Raw genomic sequence first — 19353 nt, 5'->3', positions numbered from 1 at the left:
GGGCACCGCCTTTGCTGTCATTACGCGTGCCTGCTTACAGGCTGTCATCCAGTGCAGTCAGGATGGCATCGCCCATTTCGGTGGTCGAGACCGGCTCAACCCCTTCTTCGGCCAGCAGATCGGCGGTGCGGACGCCGTCGGCCAGTACCTTTTCGATCGCGGCTTCCAGACGGCCTGCTTCCTCGCCCTGCTCAAAGCTATAGCGGAGCGCCATGGCAAAGCTGAGGATACAGGCAATCGGGTTCGCCTTGCCCTGACCCGCAATGTCGGGGGCCGAGCCATGTACGGGCTCGTACATCGCCTTGGGGCGGCCATTGGCCATGGGTGCACCCAACGACGCCGAGGGCAGCATGCCCAGCGAGCCGGTCAGCATCGCGGCACAATCCGACAGGATGTCTCCGAACAGGTTGTCGGTCACGATCACGTCGAACTGTTTGGGTGCGCGCACCAGCTGCATCGCGCCGTTGTCGGCATACATGTGGGTCAGCTCAACCTCGGGATAGTCTTGTGCCACACGGTCCACGACCTCGCGCCACAGAATGCCCGATTCCATGACGTTGGCTTTTTCCATCGAGCACAGTTTCTTATTCCGGCGCATCGCCAGTTCAAAGGCCGAGCGTGCGGCGCGTTCGATCTCGGATTCGGTGTAGCGCTGGGTGTTGATGCCGACCCGTTCGTTGCCTTCGTTGAAGATGCCGCGCGGCTCACCGAAATACACGCCCGAGGTCAGTTCGCGCACGATCATGATATCCAGGCCGGACACAATTTCCGGCTTCAGCGACGAGAAGTCGGCCAGCGCGTCAAAGCACTGGGCCGGGCGCAGGTTGGAAAACAGGTCCATTTCCTTGCGCAGGCGCAGCAGGCCGCGCTCGGGCTTTACGCTGAAATCCAGATCGTCGTATTTCGGACCGCCCACCGCGCCCAGAAGAACCGCGTCGACCTCTTGCGCCTTGGCCATGGTTTCGTCCGACAGGGGCTTGCCATGCGCGTCATAGGCGGCACCGCCGACCAGATCCTCGCTCACGTCAAAGTGAAGGCCACGCTTTTCGCCGAACCAGTCGATGATTCTGCGCACTTCGGCCATAACTTCGGGGCCAATTCCGTCTCCGGGCAGGATGAGGAGCGAGGGGTTGGACATGAAGGATCTCCTTGCGTTTCGTCGCACAGGGCCTAGCGTCTGCACCCGAGCGGGTCAATGAGACGATCCCGCCAAATCATGAGGAAAACACATGTTAACACCGGGAAATCCCGTCCCAGGCCTGAAAATCGAAACCGTGGGCCACGGAACCTTTGATCTGGACGCGGACAAGGGCGAAAACGGCACGCTGGTGATTCAGTATCGTGGGTTGCATTGCCCGATCTGTATCAAACAGATGTCCGAGGTCGAAGCCGCGCTGGATGACTTTGCCGCGCTGGGTGTCGAAGTGATCATGATCACCACCGACACCGCCGAACGCGCCGCAGAAACTGTCGAAAAAGCCGGTGTGTCGCGTGTGCGCGTGGGCCACAGCCTGCCTATGGCCGCAGCGCGTGAAGATTGGGGCCTGAACATCTCGACCGCGCGCGACGGCAGCGCCGAGCCCGATATGTTCGCCGAGCCCGGGCATTTCTATGTCGCGCCGGATCGCACGCTCTATTACGCATGGCAGCAGACCACTCCTTTTGGTCGCCCGGCCATGTCCGATATTGTGGGCGGTCTGAAGTTTACACTCGGCAACAATTACCCGGCGCGTGGCACCTATACCGGCCCGCTCTAAAGGCTGGCTTTCAGTCCTTTCACAAGCAAATCCCAGACCCGGCGGATGCGTGGGGTCTGGCGCATGGCCTGCGGTGCGGCCAGCCAGACGGGCAGCGGCAGCATCTCAAGATCGGGGATGACGATTTCGATCTCGGGGTCGGCCTCGGCCACTTCAAGCTGGCTGAAACCGATGCCACAACCCGCGCGCACCAGTTGCCAATAGGCGCTTTGCAGGTCGCACCGTGTGGCAAAGCTGTCCTTGCTGACATTCCAGCCCCGCGCCCGCATCCGGGTGATCATCTGCTCATTGGCGTCAAAGCCGACCAGATCATGCTCCAGTAGTTGCTCGGGCCGCTCGGGCCGTCCGGCGCGGTCCAAATAGGTCGTGGCGGCACAAAAACACAGCTGTACATCCCCCAGATGGCGCGAAATCAGGTCCAGTTGTTCGGGGCGGTGGGTGCGCACGGCGATGTCAGCCTCGCGATACAGCAGGTTTTCGATGGCGTCCGTTGCCACGAGTTCCAGCTGAATGGCCGGTTCCTGTGCGCGGATCTGCGCCAGTACCGGCGGCAACAGATGATGCGCCGCAAAGACCGAGGCGGTGATCCGCACCGACCCCTCCAATTGCTGCGACTGCCCCGCCGCCGCAAGGCTGAATGAGGTCATGGCCTGATGCATCTGCTGCGCCATCGGCAGCAATTGCGCACCCACCGAACTGAGTTTCAGGCCCCGCGCGTGACGGTCGAACAGGGATACGCCCAGTTCGTCTTCCAGCGCATGAATCTGGCGCCCCAGTGTGGGCTGGCTGCGATCCAACTGCCGCGCAGCCGCCGACAGCGACCCTGTCTCGGCCACGGCAAGAAAGCTTTGGATCAGGGACCAGTCGGCATGGGTGAGTGCTTTGTCCATTCAAAAATGAATACACGTTCCGGAAATTTCGGCAATCGCCGTGACAAAGCGATGAGGTCAGTTTGACGGCTGATCGGGTGCCGCCACATCGACCCAGACCAACCTGTGCCGGCTGGCCTTTTCCGCGACGGCGCGCAAAGCATTGTCCGGCGCGGGCCAGAAAACACCGGACCCCGTCACCTGCAGATCGGCTGAGGGTAAGACGTAGTCCACCCGCATTTTCCCCACCGCTTTCCAGTCAACAGTGGTTGCGGCCCCCAACGCGTCAGCGGGGCGCGGGTCTTGCAGGCGGGGGTCACGCAACAGGGCGCGGATCGTCTCGGTCCGGCCATCGCCCCGGTCGGGGTCCAGATTGGCATCTCCGGCGATCACAAAGGGGCCGTTTGGCCTTTGCCCCAGCTTGCCATCCAGAACCAGCGACCACAGGCGAATTTCGTCGCGGTTGCGCAGGCCGTTGCGATCCTCGGGTCCGTCAAACACGGGTGGGGCGGCATGAAAGGTCAGCAGGTCAAGCGGGCCCAGGGGCGTGTCCACCGGCACGATCCAATGCGCCACGGCTGAAAGCCGCTGAATGCGCTGGGCGTCCTCGGACGGGAACGGGCCATTGTCGGTTACGGGCAACTGAGCACCGGGCAGGTCGCGCCATAGCAACTCGGTAAAATCCTGTACGCGGTCGGTTGCGATCTCATAGCGCGACAGAACGGCCAGCCCGCCCTGACCTGTAAACCGCCCCCAGCCCTGCGCATCTGCGGGGCCATTGGCGCGCCCGTCTCCGTTCAGGTCCAGCGAGGTTTCGATCCCGGCATTGGGCTGCGTGGCGAATCCGTAAGGATAATCCAGACCCGCAGCGCGCAACGTCTCGGCCAATGCGGCCAGAGCCTGACCGTTCAAGTCCCAGTCGATCCCCTGCAAGGTGACAATATCCGGACGCGTGGTCAGCAATACCTCGGTCACCGCCTGCACCTGCGGGTCACCGCGTTGGATATCCCGCAGCAGCAGGCCCGGCCCGTCGCGGCTGAGTTCAGTGTTGTAGGTGGCTATCCGAACCGTCTGTGCCTGCGCCAAAACCGGCAACAGCAGCACCAGAAGGAGGAGCCGGATCATGCGGCCTGAGTGGAATCGGCAGTCGAGTAGGCCCGGCGCTTTTCGACGATCAGGCTGGCAATCCGCAGGGTCGCCATGCCGCGCATGATCATGCTGGCCGGCAGGAACGCCCAGGCGCACATCGTCCAGATCAGGGTTTGCGGGTTACTCAGCGAGATCGGATTGCCGTAATCGGTCAAAAGCTTGATCAGCGCAGGAATGAGAAACGGCAGCAGCACCCCGATCGAGATGTTCAGACGACCGTCCCGCTGCAGGCGCGTGACCACATCTCCGCCCTTGGTGGGGTCGAACAGGGGCAGGTTGGTCCAGACGTTGAATGCACCGTTTCCAGTGGGCCACCCGCGCAGTTTCACCGCATAGGCAAAGCTGGCGATGGTCACGAGCGCCGCGACATAGGCGATCCCGGCCGCGATTCGCACCAGTTCAACCAAAGGTGCACTGGCATCTGCCGGCAACATCAGAACGACCAGACGAACCGGGGAATAGGGGAAATCGACGACATTCGCGACGCCCAGACCCAAACGATACGCCGTAGCGGTCAGTTCATTCGGCGTGTACATGTTCTTGCAGATCAGCGTCAGAAACGTGATCATCGACATCAGCCCGACAAACCGCAGACGGTTCACAGGCGGCGCGTCGCGGAATTCGATAAAGCTGGGGAAGGCCGAGTTGTATTCGGCAAACGTCAGAAAAAACGCGAGAATAGCGAGAAAGACGACAATCTCGGTGCCGTTTGTTGACGATACGGGCAAGTACAACGCGGGGGTCAGCACCATCAATGCGACCAGTAGTCCCCGAATTGCCGCCCCTGTTGTGCGCGCAATCACTATCCGAACCCTTTCAAACTGGAGCGATCGGTTCTTCGCCGACGTCTTTCCAACTTGTGCCCGCCAATTCTATTTCTGGCGGAAGCCTAAAAATACCCAAAGTCTTGGTGACGGGTGCCTGTTTCCGCCAACATTGGCCATAAGCGACATTTCGCTCAAGCCACGGCGCAGAAAACACTTAATTTCGGGCAAAAAGATGGCGCAACTGGTGCGGGATTGCATCATTTCTGACGCAAAACCAACATGAGCGTTAATGCAATATCAAGATATTGTGGTTTCAGCAGATTTACACCCAATAGCGAAAATGGGGCCGCCAAAGCGACCCCGTTAGGTTGAGTGTCCACAGATTCGTCCCCAGAATCATACCCAGGGGCGGGCTTGACTTGCGTGGTCTTCGAATTTGTCGATGTGGTGATCTTTTTCCATCGTCAGGCCGATATCGTCCAGACCATTCAGCAGGCAGTGCTTGCGGTGCGGATCGATATCGAAGGTGATTTCCACGCCATCCGAGGTGGTGATCTGCTGATCTTCCAGATGCACGGTCATGCGGGCGTTTTCACCCTTGTGTGCGTCATCCATCAGGATCGCGTGATGCTCTTCCTCGACCACGATGGGCAGGATGCCGTTCTTGAAGCAGTTGTTGAAGAAGATGTCGGCAAAGCTGGTCGAGATCACGACCTTGATGCCGAAATCCTTGATCGCCCAGGGCGCGTGTTCCCGCGATGAGCCACAGCCGAAATTGTCACCGGCCACCAGAATCTCGGTCTGGCGATAGGCGGGTTTGTTCAGAACGAACTCTTCATTCTCCTGCCCGTCATCGTGATAGCGCATTTCGTCAAACAGTACGACGCCTAGGCCGGACCGTTTGATGGTTTTCAGGTGCACTTTCGGAATGATCATATCGGTGTCGATATTGATCAGCGGCATTGGGGCGGCCACCCCGTGGACTTTGTCGAACTTTTCCATGTCTACACTCCTGCGGGGTAGGGCCGCGCCCGTGCCTCGCGTTTAAGCTTCTTTCGTTTCGCCTGTGGGTGCGTTCTTGACGAAGAACGCCATAAAGACCAATCCGAGCCCGTTGAACAGCATCTCGATGCCCAGGAAGATCCCCAGAATGCTCAGCAAGACCTGCGGGTCACTTCCGACATATGTCCAGATGATACCGGCAAGGACGATCGACAAGATGCCCGAGATCATCGTGGGCCAGAAAAACTGCGTTCCTTTCATCTGGAACGACAGAATGACCCGCGCGATGCCCCCTGCCATGAACAGGATCAGCATCACGGTCGCCAGCGTCAGCGTGCCCTGCAGCGGATGATCCAGAAAGGACCAGCCCAGAAACAGCATGACCGCACCCATGATGAGCGACAGGATCTTGTTGCCGGTGCCTTCGACGGTGAAACCGCCCACGACCTGCAACGCGCCAGAGATCAGCAGCAATATGCCAGTGATCACCGTTACGGCCACGGACGCCGCAATCGCATTGCCCAGCGCAAAGACGCCGAACGCAATCGACAGCAGCCCCAGCAGCAGCCATTTGACCCAGTCACTCATGTTTTCAATCCCTCAAATATCTAGATATGAGCGGACCTTACATCAATTCACGGACGTCTGTAAGACGTCCTGTGATCGCCGCTGCGGCAGCCATTGCGGGGCTCAGCAGGTGGGTGCGTCCGCCCCGGCCCTGACGCCCTTCGAAGTTGCGGTTCGAGGTGGCGGCACAGCGCTCGCCCGGTTGCAACTGGTCGGGGTTCATCGCCAGACACATGGAACATCCCGCCAGACGCCATTCAAACCCGGCCTCTTTGAAGATATCGGCCAGACCTTCTTCTTCGGCCTGCGCACGCACCAGACCCGAGCCCGGAACGACCATGGCGCGCATTCCATCCTTGATCTTTTTGCCCTTCAGGATTTCCGCTGCGGCGCGCAGGTCTTCGATGCGGCCATTGGTGCAAGAACCGATAAAGACGGTGTCGATTTCCACGTCGCTCAGCTTCTGACCGGCTTCCAGACCCATATACTCGATCGAACGGCGGGCCGCGTCGACCTTGCCGCCCTCAAAGTCGTCGGGATGCGGAACGGTTGCGGTGATCGGCAACACATCCTCGGGGCTGGTGCCCCACGTGACGACCGGTGCGATGTCTTCACCACGCAGGGTAATGACCTTGTCGAAATGCGCGTCTTCGTCCGTAAAGAGCGTCTTCCACCAGTCCATCGCAGCTTCCCACTGAGCGCCTTTCGGGGCGTGGGGGCGGCCTTTGACATATTCGAACGTGGTCTCATCCGGCGCAATCAGGCCGGCGCGGGCGCCGCCTTCGATGGCCATGTTGCAGACGGTCATGCGACCTTCCATCGACAGGTCGCGGATCGCTTCGCCGCAATATTCGATGACATAGCCGGTGCCGCCAGCGGTGCCGGTCTCGCCGATCACGGCCAGAGTGATGTCCTTGGCGGTCACGCCCGGCTGCAATTTGCCGGTGATTTCCACCTTCATGTTCTTGGATTTCTTCTGGATCAGGGTCTGCGTGGCCAGAACGTGTTCGACCTCGGACGTGCCGATACCATGGGCCAGCGCGCCGAACGCGCCGTGGGTTGCGGTGTGGCTGTCGCCGCAGACAACGGTCATGCCGGGCAGGGTCCAGCCCTGTTCGGGGCCGACGATATGGACGATACCCTGACGGACGTCATGCACCGGGTAATAGTGAATGCCGAAATCCTTGGCATTCTTGTCCAGCGCTTCGACCTGAATGCGCGATTCCGGGTTTTCGATGCCGTTCACGCGGTCGGGTGTGGTGGGGACGTTATGATCCGGCACGGCGATGGTCTTTTCCGGTGCGCGCACTTTGCGGCCCGCCATGCGCAGCCCTTCGAACGCCTGCGGGCTGGTCACTTCGTGCACAAGGTGGCGGTCGATATAGAGCAGGCAGGTGCCATCATCGGCTTCGTGGGCGACATGGGCATCCCAGATCTTGTCATAGAGTGTTTTGGGGGACATCGGTCCTCTCCCGTATGTAATGAGAAATAGCTGGCGAGGTGGCTTAGGCCGCGGATAGGCGGGCCAGAACCGTGCGGGCAGCCCCAAAGAACCGTTCGCGCAAACGCGCGCGGTCTTCCAGATTCTGAAGTTGGGCTACAGTGAGTCTCATGCCGACCAGATATATCGGGGTTTGCTGTCAATCAAGGTTCAAAACCGCGTCAGGCTTGCATCGCCGGGTTTTGCTGTTCAAGCTGACCGGCAGGAGACATGAATGAATCAAGACCTTATCCCCGGGACCCTGTCAGACCTTTACGAGAATATGGTCGGGGCATTTTCTTCGCAGTTTCAGAATTTCTATGAGTTGGTCGTCACGCCGGGATGGCGTCAGTACCAGCTGGTGATCATCCTGCTGCTCTGGGCGCTGGCCTATATGCTGAAGCTGTCCACGCAGGGCCGGTGGGATACATGGGCGCGGGCGCGCACGGGTTGGCCGAAATGGCGGCTGCGCATTCTGGTGCAGCTGATGCAGCGCCTGACACTGGTCTATTTCGTACTGCTGTCCTGGGGGCTTTATCTGTTCATGCAGAATGTCACCTGGCCCTCGCGCAGCTATATCATCGGGGTCATTGCCACTCTGGCTGCTGCATGGTTGGCGATTGCGCTAGTGGCACGGTTGGTGCGCAACCGCACCCTGCGCCGCATCTTCAAATGGGCAATGTGGGTCTATGCAACGCTTATTGCCCTGAATCTGACCGATGACGTGGCCGGATTTCTGGACGGGGTGGCGATTTCCATCGGTGATCTTCATATCTCGGCGTTGGGAATACTCAAGGCCACGCTGCTGATCGGCATTCTTCTGACGCTGGCCCGCATCGGCACCCGTGCCGCCGAGCGCGGGCTGCGCAGCAATGATGACATCACACCGTCTATGCAGGTGCTTTTGGCCAAGGGCATTCAGGTGCTGCTGTACGGGGCTGTTTTTATGGCGGCCATTCGCACGCTGGGATTTGACCTGACCGGGATTGCGCTGTTGTCCGGCGCCATCGGCGTGGGGATCGGCTTTGGTCTGCAAAAAGTCGTGTCGAACCTGATCTCTGGCATCATCATTCTGATGGATCGGTCGATCAAACCGGGCGATGTGATCTCGCTGGGCGACACCTTCGGGTGGATCAACGCGCTGGGCGCGCGCTATGTCTCGGTGGTGACACGGGACGGGCGGGAATACCTGATCCCGAATGAGGACCTGATCACCAATCAGGTGGTGAACTGGTCGCATTCCGATAAATTCGTGCGGCTGGATCTGAATTTCGGCACCAGCTATGGCGACGATCCGCACAAGGTGCGGGCGACGGCCATTCGCGCGGTCAAGTCTGTGACCCGTGTCCTCAGCGGTGGGTCACATGAACCCGTGTGTCACATCATCGGGTTTGGCGACAGCAGCGTGGATTATGTGCTGCGATTCTGGATCAGCGATCCTACCAAGGGGCTGACCAATATCCGCGGCAATGTCTATCTGGCCCTGTGGGATGCGTTCAAGTCCGAGGGTATCTCACTGCCCTTCCCGCAGCGCGAGGTGCGCCTGCTGCCCGACGCAGACCCGCAACAGATCGCAGAGGATTGACGCGGCGTTGATGGCGCGTTCATTGAAATGTTGCATTCCCCTTGTTACCTTATTAGTACCCCGGCGCCGGGATTTGATGGCGCGCAGCAAAGGAGGACTATGTCCTGTCTCTACATACCCAGGCGGGTTTGCCCGCCGATGACGGGGCCAGCGTGATGGCCCACTCTCAGTCAATCAGCGACAAGCTGCTTGAGCGTATCCTTTCCTCACTTTCCGATGACAAGGCCGAAGACGTCGTGCAGATTAACCTGCAAGGTAAGTCTTCTGTCGCGGATCACATGGTGATTGCCTCGGGTCGGTCGACCCGTCAGGTGGCGGCCATGGCGGAAAAGCTGACGGATCGCATCAAGCAGGAATTCGGTTTCACCTCGAAGGTCGAAGGCAAGGATGCCGGCGACTGGGTGCTGATCGATACGGGCGACGTGATCGTCCATATCTTCCGCCCCGAAGTGCGTGAATTCTATCAGCTGGAAAAGATGTGGCTGCCTCAGGGCGGCAGCGCCTCAGCCAACTGAGGCGCCATCCCGGCCATTATTGAAGGGCCGGAGGCGAGAGAGATATGCGGATCAGCATAGTTGCGGTCGGGCGATTGCGCGCCGGACCCGAGAAGACCCTGCTTGACGATTACCTGACCCGATTTGACCGGACTGGCCGTGCGCTGGGCCTTGGTCCCGCGCGGGTGATCGAGGTTGAAGACAAGAAAAATGCAGGTATGGGGGCCGAGGGTGCTTTGCTGCGCAAGGCGCTGCCCAAGGGTGCTGTGATCTGCACGCTGGACGAACGTGGGAGGGTGATGTCCTCGCCGGATTTTGCCAAAAAGCTGGGTGGCTGGCGCGATGCCGGGCGGCAGGATCTGGCGCTGATCATTGGCGGAGCGGACGGAATAGACCCTAATCTGCGGTCGAAGGCCGATTTTTCCATCTCATTCGGGTCGATGGTCTGGCCCCATATGCTCGTCCGTGTGATGCTGGCCGAGCAACTTTACCGGGCCGCAACCATCCTGTCGGGCGGTCCTTATCACCGGGTCTGACATGGCGCAGCTTTTGATCGTTTACCATTCGCGCACTGGCGGGGCCCGACAGATGGCCGAAGCCGCGGCAGAGGCCGCGCGGGAAGAATCGGATGTTGTTCTGAAAACCGCCGATCAGGCCGAGCCGGATGATCTGCTGACTGCAGACGGTTATATCTTCTGCGCACCCGAGAATCTGGCGGCAATTTCGGGTCTAATGAAGGAGTTTTTCGACCGCAGCTACTATCCGGTGCTGGGCAGGATCGAAGGCCGTCCCTATGCGCAGATGGTCTGCGCAGGGTCCGACGGTGAAAACGCCGCCCGCCAGATGGCCCGCATCGCAACAGGCTGGCGGCTGAAAGAGGTACAGCCGCCTTTGATTATCTGCACCCACGCGCAAACGCCCGAGGCAATTCTGGCCGAAAAGACCATCCCAGAGGATCAGCTGGAGAAATGCCGTGAGATCGGCGCCGCCTTGGCCGCGGGGCTGAGCCTCGGGATTTTCTGAGGCTCAGTTCAGGTCAACAACCGTGGTGCCGTCATTCCAGCCATCGACATTGTCGCGGGCCTGAATCTGCACCTGCGTGGTGCCGTCGGGAATCACCACACCACTGAGAGACCGGGTAAAGGGCTGCTCATTCTCATGCGGGTGATGCAGCACGCGCATTCCCAGCTCATTTCCGTCCATATCCAGCACACGCCAGCCATCGGCGTAGTGGTCCCAGCCTGTGTCGGGATGGCGGATCGTCACGTCAAATCGCCAAGTGTCGCCGCTTTGGCGGGCTGAGACGTTTTCGATCACGGCAGGATCGGCAAAGGCGGGCGTGGCCAGTAAGGCGCTGAGAATCAGATATCGCATATCGTGAATATAGAAGCGGATAGGGGGCGTGGGGATCACGACTCTGTGTGGGGTGGCAGTGTCTGCAAGATGGATCGGGATTGGGACGCGAACTCACGCCGGTAAAGAACGCCCAGTGTGATGGCGGTGCCCGCGATCAGGGCGACAGGTCCCAGAATCCAGGCCAGGGAAGCCAGCGCGAAATAGGTGGCGCGCAGCCCGCGATTGAAACTGCGCGCGGCAGTGACACAGATTTCCGCTGCCTGCCCCGCACGCGGATAGGCCTGGGGGTCGTCGGGGTCGTTCGGGACAGCAGCCATCAGAACGGCGCAATAGCCAAACAACCGATGCGCCCAGACGTATTTCAGGAACGCATTGGCCAGAAACAGGATCACGACAAGGATCTTGACCTCCCATACCAAAGCAGGTGCGCTGCCGATGGCCAGATCACTGGCAACACCGGCCAAACGCTCTGTATTTCCCAGCAGGGCCAGCCCACCCCCGATGGCAATCATGGTGGTCGAGGCGAAAAACGTGCTGCCCTGCCGCATCGTGGCCACCACCTGCGCGTCAAACATGCGCGGTTGGCGGGTGACCATTTCATGCATCCAGCTGCGGCGGAAATCATCCATCATCATCGCAACCGATTGCCGGTTTGGCGCGGGATGTTCGATCCGCCAGCCAATCCATTGCCACGCGCCAAGCAACAGCAGCACAGCGGCGTAATCCAGTGTCGAGAACATGAGGGCGCGGTCGATCCAGGTCATGGGCGGAACAGTAGGACCAGTGATGCGAACTTGCCAGACGGGAATGATGCAGCGCTGCATCAGGTGCACGCCGAAACCCTATCCAGCGCGGTCGCCCTATTTTCGCCCCACCGAGCCCGTAGCACTGAAACCAATGGAAAGGCCGGAGAACCGCTTGCGACACTGGATCAGGGCATTTGCGCTGGCATTGATGCCGATGGCTGCGATGGCGCAGGATACTGGGCTGAAAAGCCTCGATACCACCGATGCAGGGCGGGCGTGGATGGCTGTGGGCCGTCTGGATATCGGCGGCACAGGGTTTTGCACCGGAACGCTGATCTCTCCGACATTGGTGCTGACCGCAGCCCATTGTCTGTTCGACAAGGAAACCGGTCGGCGGATCGATCTGGCGAAGGTTGAGTTTCTGGCGGCCTGGCGTTTGGGCCGGGCCTCGGCCTATCGGGCTGCACGGCAGGCTGTGATCCACCCCAAGTACCGCTATAGCCAGAAGACACCGACCGCGCGGCTGGCCAATGACATCGCGTTGATCGAGCTGTGGCAGCCGATCCGCAACACCACGGTGATCCCCTTTGAAACCGGCAGCCGCCCCCGTCGCGGGGCCGAGGTGGGCGTCGTCTCTTACGCACAGGACCGTGCCGAGGCCCCGTCCCTGCAAGAGGTCTGCTCGGTCATGACGCGTCAGTCCGAGGTGCTGGTCTTGTCCTGCGATGTCGAGCTTGGCGCATCCGGCGCACCGGTGTTCACCTTTGACGGCGATCGTCCGCGCATCGTGTCCGTCGTCGCCGCCAAGGCGGAATATAACGGCCAGCGCGTCGCGGTCGGGACAGCGGTCGATGCATCGCTGCCTGTGTTGCAGTCGGAATTGTCGGCGGGTCGCGGATTTCAGGCCGAGTCCGCCCAGGGCGGGACCAATAGAAATATCGGAGCGAGGTTCATAAAACCATGACGCGTTACTTCCTGAGCGCCTTTATGTGCCTGTTTGTTCTATCGACCATGTCCCACGCGCAAAGCGTCAAACGCAAATTGACCGATCGCGACGATCTGTATGGGTGGGAGGCCGTCGGGCGTCTGGATATCGGCGATAGCGGTTTTTGCACCGGCACGCTGATCGCCAAGGATATTGTTTTGACGGCCGCGCATTGCGCGTTGGATAAAGCCACCGGTCAACCCTACAAACCGGGCGAGGTGACGTTTCGCGCCGGGCTCAGCAACGGTGAGGCACTGGCCGAACGCAAGGTCATCCAGATTGCCGCGCATCCCGACTTTGTCGCCAATGGGCCTGTGTCAGCGCCGCGGGTTCGGGTCGATGTCGCGCTTATGCGTTTGGATGAGCCGATTCCGCATTCTGTGGCGGACCCGTTTGCCATGTTCAGCGGACGCGTCAGCGGCAATGAGATCAGCGTCGCCTCATACGGGCGCGGGCGGGCCGAGGCGATCACGCGCCAGCGTTCCTGCCGTATCCTGCGGCGTCAGGATGGGCTGATCAGCTTTGATTGCGACGTCACTTTCGGTTCTTCCGGGTCGGCTATTTTGGCCAAGAAAGGCTCGCGCTGGCAGATTCTGTCCGTCGTATCCGCCGTCAGCTATGGCGGTGGGTTCAAAGTGGGACATGGCATGGAATTGCCCGAAATCGTGGCAGAGCTAAAGACCATTTTGCGCCGCGATGCACCCCAACCCAAGGCGTCGATCCGCCGGTTGCAGGTGGGGTCCGGCAAGTCGAATTCCGGTGCCAAATTCATCAGCCCCGGCGGGGGTTGAACTCGGCCAAACCTCTACCCATGTGATCTGTATCGGGCCGCCGCAAACGGGGCCTGACTGACTGAACGCCCGTCCGAACCGGAGGGCAAACCATAGATCGCTCAGATGAGGATATGATACATGCGAACCTTTGATTTTGCACCGCTGCACCGCGCCACCATCGGCTTTGACCAGATCGCCGACATGATGGACCGCGTCCTGACCAATGACGTGGCTCAGCCCAGCTATCCGCCCTACAACATTGAAAAGACCGATGGCGATGCCTATCGCATCTCGGTCGCTGTGGCCGGTTTCTCGGAAGAGGACCTGTCGGTTGAGGTCAAGGAAAACGCACTGATCGTCGCCGGCAAGAAAGCCGCAGCGGACTCAGAGCGCAGCTATCTGCACCGTGGCATCGCCACCCGCGCGTTCGAGCGCCGCTTTGCGCTGGCCGATCACGTGCGTGTCACCGGTGCCAGCCATGAAAACGGCATGCTGAATATCGAGCTGAAGCGCGAAGTGCCCGAAGCCCTGAAACCGCGCCGGATCGAGATTTCGTCGGCCAAGTCGATCGAAAAGGACGTGGTTGACGCCAAGGCCGTGAACTGAGGCGTCTGACCGCACAGCGATAGCCCTGCCTCTCGGGGCTATCGCAGACTGCACGCCCCGCGTACCTCCAGGCGCGGGGCGTTGTCGTTATGTCGGGTCATTACCGTTCAAAATGGAAAACAAAGGCGGCTGACAACAACAGAACTGCCGTTGCGTATTCCAGAAACTCTTCCAGCGAATTGGCGAGCGTTTCGACATAACCACTCAGCGGTTGGCCGGCCAGAATTGCCGGGCTGCTGAAGACAGCGGAAAACACTCCGCTCAGCCCGGTATCGAACGTATCGAGAAGCATGGCCGTCAAAAAGGCGACACCCCCGGCAAACAGAAGCTGTGCCGCCAGCACCTCCCGGCCGCTGGTGCCAAAAATGCTGCGTCTGTCCAGAAATGACACGGCACTGACCACCAGAAACGCCGCGACGATACCTGCCACCGCGACGACTAGCGTCACTAGATCCTGACCGGCAATATCCGTTTCTTCAGCAGCAAGATTTTCGCCAAGAGTATTCATACTTTCGTGGAATTGCAGGATTTCATCCGCAGCCGCGATCATAAGAACCACGCCCAACATGCCGCCCAAAACCCGATACACCATGTGACGGGGTTTGGTCACGACAGTATGTATCAGCACCGCACCCGCCACGGTCAGGACAATTGCAGTGGGATAGCGTATCAGGTTGAACTCGGATCTGATGGTAGAAAACGGGTCCAACAAAGCAGCGGTAACTCCGATCAAATAGACACCAAGCAGTATGTCAATCCGCAGCCCGTAAGGCCCGGATCGCAAACGGCCCCGGAACCGAAGCGCCACATAACCCCCCATCCCTCCAAGGATTACGATCAGGGCAATACGTGTGAACAATTCAAAGAGGGTTGCGGGCCGAACACTTTCAACCTGCTCCGCTGATAAAAACAGGCTCAGCACCAATGCACCGAGCAGTGTCCCGGCCAGTAACGAGCACAGGAAAACCAATCCCAACTCTGACGAAATGCGAAATAAACCCGTCTTAGAACTCAATAAACACACTACTTTTTCAATACACGACCCGGATCACTATATATTTTCTGACACATAAGGGAAGCTGGAGGCCAATTGCCAAACCTCTGGCAATGATATGCGCCCTCGGGCTAGGCTTTGTTTTGAGGGGCTTTTGCCGAATTAATTTTAACAAGGAACCCAGGATCATGCGCCGAAATCACACTATTGCTGGTACTATCTGCACTGCCATCTTTGTGACAACGCTGGCGACGTCTCAGGCCCAGGCCGATGATGCGGGCAAAGTGATCGCCGGGGTCGCCTTGGGCGGGCGTGCTGGGGGCATCAATTGCCGAGCATCACCACAAGCACGGATCCCAGTACCAAAAACACCCCAGCGTCTCGCCTGAGGAAAACGCCATCGGCTTGTGCATGCATCGCACCAAAACCGCGATGAGCAACCAAGGGTACTACGCCGTCGATTTCGAGCGCACCTTGTCTTACACCACAAATGCGGACGGGATCGATCTGATTGATTTGGAAGTGGCCCGGTCCAAGGACAGCAATGATGTGCGCAGTTATATCAAAGCCCACTGCGCCATTCAAAACGACGCCGTGGTAAATTTCCGGTACTCAAGCTACTGAGTTTGAAAACAGCCCCTGCAGCACGCGCATGGGGCTGTTGTCTTTTGGGAACGCAATCGACGTTGCCTGTCGCTCAGACGAATGCGGGGGTGCCTTAGCTTGCTTTCTTCAGATGCGCGTAGCTGGCAGAAAAGCGCGAGAATTTATGGGTGCCGCACGTCACAGGTGCATAGCGGCTGGTGCTTTCAGGGCTGATACATGATGCCAGAGGAGAAAACTCTGCTCCAAAATCTGCATCAATGAAAAACGGAATTGAGTACCTCTCGCGGCCCGACGTATTCACGACCCGATGCAAATTCGCCAGATACACATCATTGGTGAGGCGCTGGATCAGATCTCCGATATTGATGACGAACGTGCCAGGAATGGGGGTTCCTTCAACCCATGCGCCGTCGCGGTTCATGACCTGAAGACCACCAACATCATCCTGCGCCAGGATCGTCAGGTTGCCATAGTCGGTATGCGCGCCGATGCCGATGATTTTTTCGTCGATCTGACCATTCTGCGGAGGGTAATGCAGCAGGCGCTGAATGCTGATCGGGTTTTGCATCAGGCCGTCAAAATGATCTTCGCTCAGGTCCAGACTGATCGCGATCCCCTTCAGCAATTGCCGGGACAGCGTAACCATCTTTTCGTGGTATCCATAAACCAATTCCTGAAAGTCGGGCAGGGTGACAGGCCATTGGTTGGGCCCAAAAAACGGGCCTTCCAGCGCGGGGCGCTCCGGGCCGATGTCAAAACACTCTTTCAGGTCCTTGGTCTTGGTTGGATCGGTGTTCTCGCCGAAAGGCTCGATATAGCCGCGCAAGGCAACATCGGAATTGCTGACATGCAGTTTCATCTTTTCGTCCGAGGGCAGATCGAAAAAGCGGCGCGTTACGTCGAAAACCTGATCCACGTAATCCTGAGGGATGCTGTGGTTTTTGACATACATGAAACCTGCGTTGGACAGGGCCCAACGGATTTCCTTGGCGACCTTATGCTTGTCGCTGCCATCAAGCAGCGGCGCGATATCAATCACCGGGATCTTGTCGAATGATTCACGTTTTGCGCGCAGCTTGTCGTCGAGTTGCGTTACGGGATCTTGTGCCATGATGTGTTCGCCTGAATTCTGAGGAACCGAAATTCCTGCGCAAGAACAAGCAAAATGGGCGCGCGTTCAACAGTCAAATTTTTCGCGCTAAGGTGAATTGATTTCACTTAAATTTGGTGTGCGGGCCTGAAAGATGAAGAAAACATAATCTCAAATTTCGGTACACAAAGATACACTTTAGTACACATAACGAACGCCGGGTCGGAAAACGCGTCGCAAATGGGCTGTCCGATGCAAGTAACCCCGCGAGTTTCCGTCACGGGGCCACTTTATGCTGTTGGGGCGAACTAGTTGCCAGCGGTGACTTGCCCAATCGACCAGAACATCGTTTCTCCCGACGCGTCATCGACGCCGTCATTGTCGGTCATTACAAATGCTTCGCCCGAGGGCAGGATGGCCAGACCTTCGATTTTGTCCAGAACGTACCCTCCGGTCGAGGTCAGGTCGGGCAGCAGGTCGCGGACCTCTTCTTTGCTGACTACGGGCAGAGGGCCGCCCAGCGGGGCCGGGGTCATCTCGGACAGCGGGATGCGGTAGACCTTTTTGGTCAAGGCGCGGTGGTCGTGCTGGTTGTCGCGCTCGATCACATAGACATGGTCCCCGAAGGCCACGATTTCCGACAAGCCAACCCAGCCTGTATCCGGGTCTGCTTTGGGATAGTGGACCGCGCCCCATTCCTGTGTCTCAAGGTTGTAGGCCACCAGTTTCACATGGTTGTCCGGGTCGTCCTTCCATTCACGCTGTACGGCCATCCACAGGGTGCCGCCAACCCTGGTGATACCTTCGAACCCAAAGCGTTTCTCGACCGCCATCAACTCGGCGGGCAGGCCGATCTCGCCCTTGCGGTCCTTGATCAGACCATCCGCGCTGACGTGGTAGATCGCGTGCGGGATAACGCGGTCGGTGCGACCTTCCGAGGCGACGTAGAACCCACCCTCGCCGTCCAGTGTGATGCCTTCAAGGTCCAGCTTTTGTGCAGGATTGCCGTCCTGACGGTGGATGCGGATCACGTCCACGATGCGGGCGGGTTTCTGGCTGGGGTCGATCTTGAAGATCGAGGGTTGGAAACCGTAGAAGCTGTCATTGACCGCATAGATCATGCCGTCCTCATCCGCGACCAGACCAGACAGCGCGCCCCATCCGATCAGCTCATCCGCGCCTTTCGACGTCAGATGCGGGTAGGCGGCGGGGGCGTCCTGATATTCAAAAATGCTGACATGCGCACGTGGGCCGCCATCTTCGATCAGGTCTTTTTCATTGGCCGAGATCAGCAGGTTCCGCTCGGGGATCGCCACATACCCTTCCGGGCCAACACCCGACGGCAGCAGCTGTTTCAGAACCGGGCTCGCCGGGTTAGCGGCGTCGTAGACACCCACGACCGAGGCGCGCTCAGCCCCTACGAAAATCATCGGAGTACCGTCGAAGGTGGCTGCGGTTACGCTTTCGGGCTCAACCCCTTTGCTGTCCGAGCGTTTGTCGGGATAGTGGCCGATCTGGATGATCGCTTTCTCGAACTCGGTGCCGTTCTCGTAAACAACGGTGCCGTCCTTGTGGAAGATCGTCCAGCCACGCGAACCTCCTTCGTAGTCGCCTTCGTTGGCGGTGGCAAAGTGGTTGTCATCGATCCATTTCACCGCGTCCGGCTCGCGCAGGCGACCCGGCTGGCTTTCGGTAAAGATCAGCGCGCCGCGCTCATCTGTGGCGTCGATGCCTTCCAGATCAACCGCGCCCGCCGAGAAATGGCTGATCACGGTGCCGTCTTTGGCAACAACCGCGATGTGGTTGTTTTCCTGCAGGGTGACGACGGTTTCACCGAGGCCGTTGATGTCTACAAACTCGGGTTCAGGATCGGTCGGCGCAACCTCGGCCAGACCGGTCAGCGAGGCCATTTTCATACCCGCGCAGTTCAGCGCGCCATCTTTCAGCGGCACCAGCGCCAGCTCACCTGCAGGCAGCTGCGGGATGATGCCGTCATTCAGGTCTTCGTCCCGCTCGTTTTCAATCGCTACGGCGACAAAGCTGCCATCGGGGGCGATGGCGACGCTGTCGGGCTGACCACCCAGATCACAGGCACCGGTTTCGGTCTTGCCCGCGATGTCGATTGAGATCAGCTTGCCCGACGGGGCGGTATAGCTCTCCGAGGTGTTCACACCCACAAAAGCCGTCGCGCCAACGATCCCGACCGAGGTCGGCTCACCGCCTACGTCCATGGCTCCCAAAGGCGCAGGGTTCGCCGGATCGGTGATGTCCACTATGCCGATCACGCCCAACGGGCTGTCGGTGTACACCAGCGTCATGCCATCGGCGGTGGCCGCGATGATCTCGGGCGAGGTTTCGCGGGTGGTATCCGCGCCTTCGGCCATGTTTTTCACCACGGGGAAAGACGCAATTCGGTTGAAATTCATCTCTGCCATGGCCTGACCGGCGGTCAGGGCAAGGGCAGATGTCAGGCAGACAGCGCGCAACGACATCGGTGGATTTCCTCTCTCAGTTGGATCAGAGGGGA

22 protein-coding genes are annotated in these 19353 nt (G+C 59.3%); 9 read left to right on the top strand and 13 right to left on the bottom strand.

The window, feature by feature from the left end; translation table 11 throughout:
- Positions 1-34: 34 nt before the first annotated feature.
- The gene (leuB, locus tag ACR0J5_RS20180) at positions 35-1138 is read right to left on the bottom strand and encodes a 3-isopropylmalate dehydrogenase (RefSeq protein WP_480656617.1); all 1104 of its coding nucleotides are present in this window, start codon (positions 1136-1138) and stop codon (positions 35-37) included.
- Between the two features lie 91 nt (positions 1139-1229).
- Here leuB and ACR0J5_RS20175 point away from each other — a divergent pair, with 91 nt between their 5' ends.
- On the top strand, positions 1230-1757 hold the full coding sequence (locus ACR0J5_RS20175) for a redoxin domain-containing protein (RefSeq protein WP_480656615.1): 528 nt from the start codon (positions 1230-1232) through the stop codon (positions 1755-1757).
- Here ACR0J5_RS20175 and ACR0J5_RS20170 read toward each other — a convergent pair.
- The 7 genes from ACR0J5_RS20170 to ACR0J5_RS20140 form a co-directional block, all read right to left on the bottom strand.
- The gene (locus tag ACR0J5_RS20170; RefSeq protein ID WP_480656613.1) at positions 1754-2647 is read right to left on the bottom strand and encodes a LysR family transcriptional regulator; all 894 of its coding nucleotides are present in this window, start codon (positions 2645-2647) and stop codon (positions 1754-1756) included. The genes ACR0J5_RS20175 and ACR0J5_RS20170 overlap by 4 nt on opposite strands.
- A gap of 57 nt (positions 2648-2704) precedes the next feature.
- On the bottom strand, positions 2705-3751 hold the full coding sequence (locus tag ACR0J5_RS20165; protein ID WP_480656611.1) for an endonuclease/exonuclease/phosphatase family protein: 1047 nt from the start codon (positions 3749-3751) through the stop codon (positions 2705-2707).
- Positions 3748-4578, bottom strand: coding sequence for a hypothetical protein (locus tag ACR0J5_RS20160; RefSeq protein ID WP_480656609.1), 831 nt, complete (start codon positions 4576-4578; stop codon positions 3748-3750). The genes ACR0J5_RS20165 and ACR0J5_RS20160 overlap by 4 nt, the downstream gene beginning before the upstream one ends.
- A gap of 360 nt (positions 4579-4938) precedes the next feature.
- A complete protein-coding gene (gene leuD, locus ACR0J5_RS20155; RefSeq protein ID WP_480656607.1) occupies positions 4939-5544 on the bottom strand; it encodes a 3-isopropylmalate dehydratase small subunit in 606 nt (201 codons plus the stop codon).
- Between the two features lie 42 nt (positions 5545-5586).
- On the bottom strand, positions 5587-6132 hold the full coding sequence (locus ACR0J5_RS20150; RefSeq protein WP_480656606.1) for an HdeD family acid-resistance protein: 546 nt from the start codon (positions 6130-6132) through the stop codon (positions 5587-5589).
- Between the two features lie 37 nt (positions 6133-6169).
- Entirely contained in the window at positions 6170-7573 is a 1404-nt protein-coding gene (gene leuC, locus ACR0J5_RS20145; protein ID WP_480656604.1) for a 3-isopropylmalate dehydratase large subunit, read from the bottom strand.
- Between the two features lie 43 nt (positions 7574-7616).
- Entirely contained in the window at positions 7617-7724 is a 108-nt protein-coding gene (locus tag ACR0J5_RS20140; protein ID WP_480656603.1) for an isopropylmalate isomerase, read from the bottom strand.
- A gap of 102 nt (positions 7725-7826) precedes the next feature.
- Here ACR0J5_RS20140 and ACR0J5_RS20135 point away from each other — a divergent pair, with 102 nt between their 5' ends.
- The 4 genes from ACR0J5_RS20135 (at position 7827) to ACR0J5_RS20120 (ending at position 10693) form a co-directional block, all read left to right on the top strand.
- The gene (locus ACR0J5_RS20135; RefSeq protein WP_480656601.1) at positions 7827-9176 is read left to right on the top strand and encodes a mechanosensitive ion channel family protein; all 1350 of its coding nucleotides are present in this window, start codon (positions 7827-7829) and stop codon (positions 9174-9176) included.
- 155 nt (positions 9177-9331) lie between these two features.
- A complete protein-coding gene (gene rsfS / locus ACR0J5_RS20130) occupies positions 9332-9691 on the top strand; it encodes a ribosome silencing factor (protein ID WP_170327847.1) in 360 nt (119 codons plus the stop codon).
- Positions 9692-9735: 44 nt separating this feature from the next.
- Entirely contained in the window at positions 9736-10206 is a 471-nt protein-coding gene (rlmH, locus tag ACR0J5_RS20125) for a 23S rRNA (pseudouridine(1915)-N(3))-methyltransferase RlmH (protein WP_480656599.1), read from the top strand.
- Position 10207: 1 nt separating this feature from the next.
- The gene (locus ACR0J5_RS20120) at positions 10208-10693 is read left to right on the top strand and encodes a flavodoxin family protein (RefSeq protein ID WP_480656597.1); all 486 of its coding nucleotides are present in this window, start codon (positions 10208-10210) and stop codon (positions 10691-10693) included.
- Positions 10694-10696: 3 nt separating this feature from the next.
- On the opposite strand, the gene ACR0J5_RS20115 is transcribed toward ACR0J5_RS20120, so the two are convergent.
- Both ACR0J5_RS20115 and ACR0J5_RS20110 read right to left on the bottom strand, forming a co-directional pair.
- Positions 10697-11044: a hypothetical protein gene (locus ACR0J5_RS20115; RefSeq protein WP_480656595.1), complete on the bottom strand. Its 348-nt coding sequence runs from the start codon at positions 11042-11044 to the stop codon at positions 10697-10699.
- 35 nt (positions 11045-11079) lie between these two features.
- Complete coding sequence (locus tag ACR0J5_RS20110; RefSeq protein WP_480656594.1) at positions 11080-11790, bottom strand: DUF599 domain-containing protein; 711 nt, start codon at positions 11788-11790, stop codon at positions 11080-11082.
- Positions 11791-11944: 154 nt separating this feature from the next.
- On the opposite strand from ACR0J5_RS20110, the gene ACR0J5_RS20105 reads away from it, so the two are divergent.
- The 3 genes from ACR0J5_RS20105 to ACR0J5_RS20095 all read left to right on the top strand — a co-directional run bounded on the left by ACR0J5_RS20105 (position 11945) and on the right by ACR0J5_RS20095 (position 14136).
- Positions 11945-12736 (top strand): trypsin-like serine peptidase, encoded by a 792-nt coding sequence (locus ACR0J5_RS20105; protein WP_480656592.1) that lies wholly within the window; start codon positions 11945-11947, stop codon positions 12734-12736.
- Positions 12733-13548, top strand: a complete 816-nt coding sequence (locus ACR0J5_RS20100; RefSeq protein WP_480656590.1) for a trypsin-like serine peptidase — start codon at positions 12733-12735, stop codon at positions 13546-13548. The genes ACR0J5_RS20105 and ACR0J5_RS20100 overlap by 4 nt, the downstream gene beginning before the upstream one ends.
- 120 nt (positions 13549-13668) lie before the next feature.
- Positions 13669-14136 (top strand): Hsp20 family protein, encoded by a 468-nt coding sequence (locus ACR0J5_RS20095; RefSeq protein ID WP_480656588.1) that lies wholly within the window; start codon positions 13669-13671, stop codon positions 14134-14136.
- A gap of 100 nt (positions 14137-14236) precedes the next feature.
- Here ACR0J5_RS20095 and ACR0J5_RS20090 read toward each other — a convergent pair whose 3' ends face one another.
- On the bottom strand, positions 14237-14995 hold the full coding sequence (locus tag ACR0J5_RS20090; protein ID WP_480656586.1) for a hypothetical protein: 759 nt from the start codon (positions 14993-14995) through the stop codon (positions 14237-14239).
- Positions 14996-15541: 546 nt separating this feature from the next.
- On the opposite strand from ACR0J5_RS20090, the gene ACR0J5_RS20085 reads away from it, so the two are divergent.
- Entirely contained in the window at positions 15542-15754 is a 213-nt protein-coding gene (locus tag ACR0J5_RS20085; RefSeq protein ID WP_480656585.1) for a hypothetical protein, read from the top strand.
- A gap of 94 nt (positions 15755-15848) precedes the next feature.
- On the opposite strand, the gene ACR0J5_RS20080 is transcribed toward ACR0J5_RS20085, so the two are convergent.
- Together ACR0J5_RS20080 and ACR0J5_RS20075 are read right to left on the bottom strand one after the other, a co-directional pair.
- Positions 15849-16847, bottom strand: a complete 999-nt coding sequence (locus tag ACR0J5_RS20080) for an isopenicillin N synthase family dioxygenase (protein ID WP_480656583.1) — start codon at positions 16845-16847, stop codon at positions 15849-15851.
- Between the two features lie 287 nt (positions 16848-17134).
- Positions 17135-19318: an esterase-like activity of phytase family protein gene (locus ACR0J5_RS20075; RefSeq protein WP_480656581.1), complete on the bottom strand. Its 2184-nt coding sequence runs from the start codon at positions 19316-19318 to the stop codon at positions 17135-17137.
- Positions 19319-19353: the final 35 nt, after the last annotated feature.

Source organism: Ruegeria sp. BE1 (assembly GCF_056538885.1).
The sequence above is the reverse complement of the archived record's forward strand: the minus strand, read 5'-3'. Positions and strand labels throughout refer to the sequence as shown.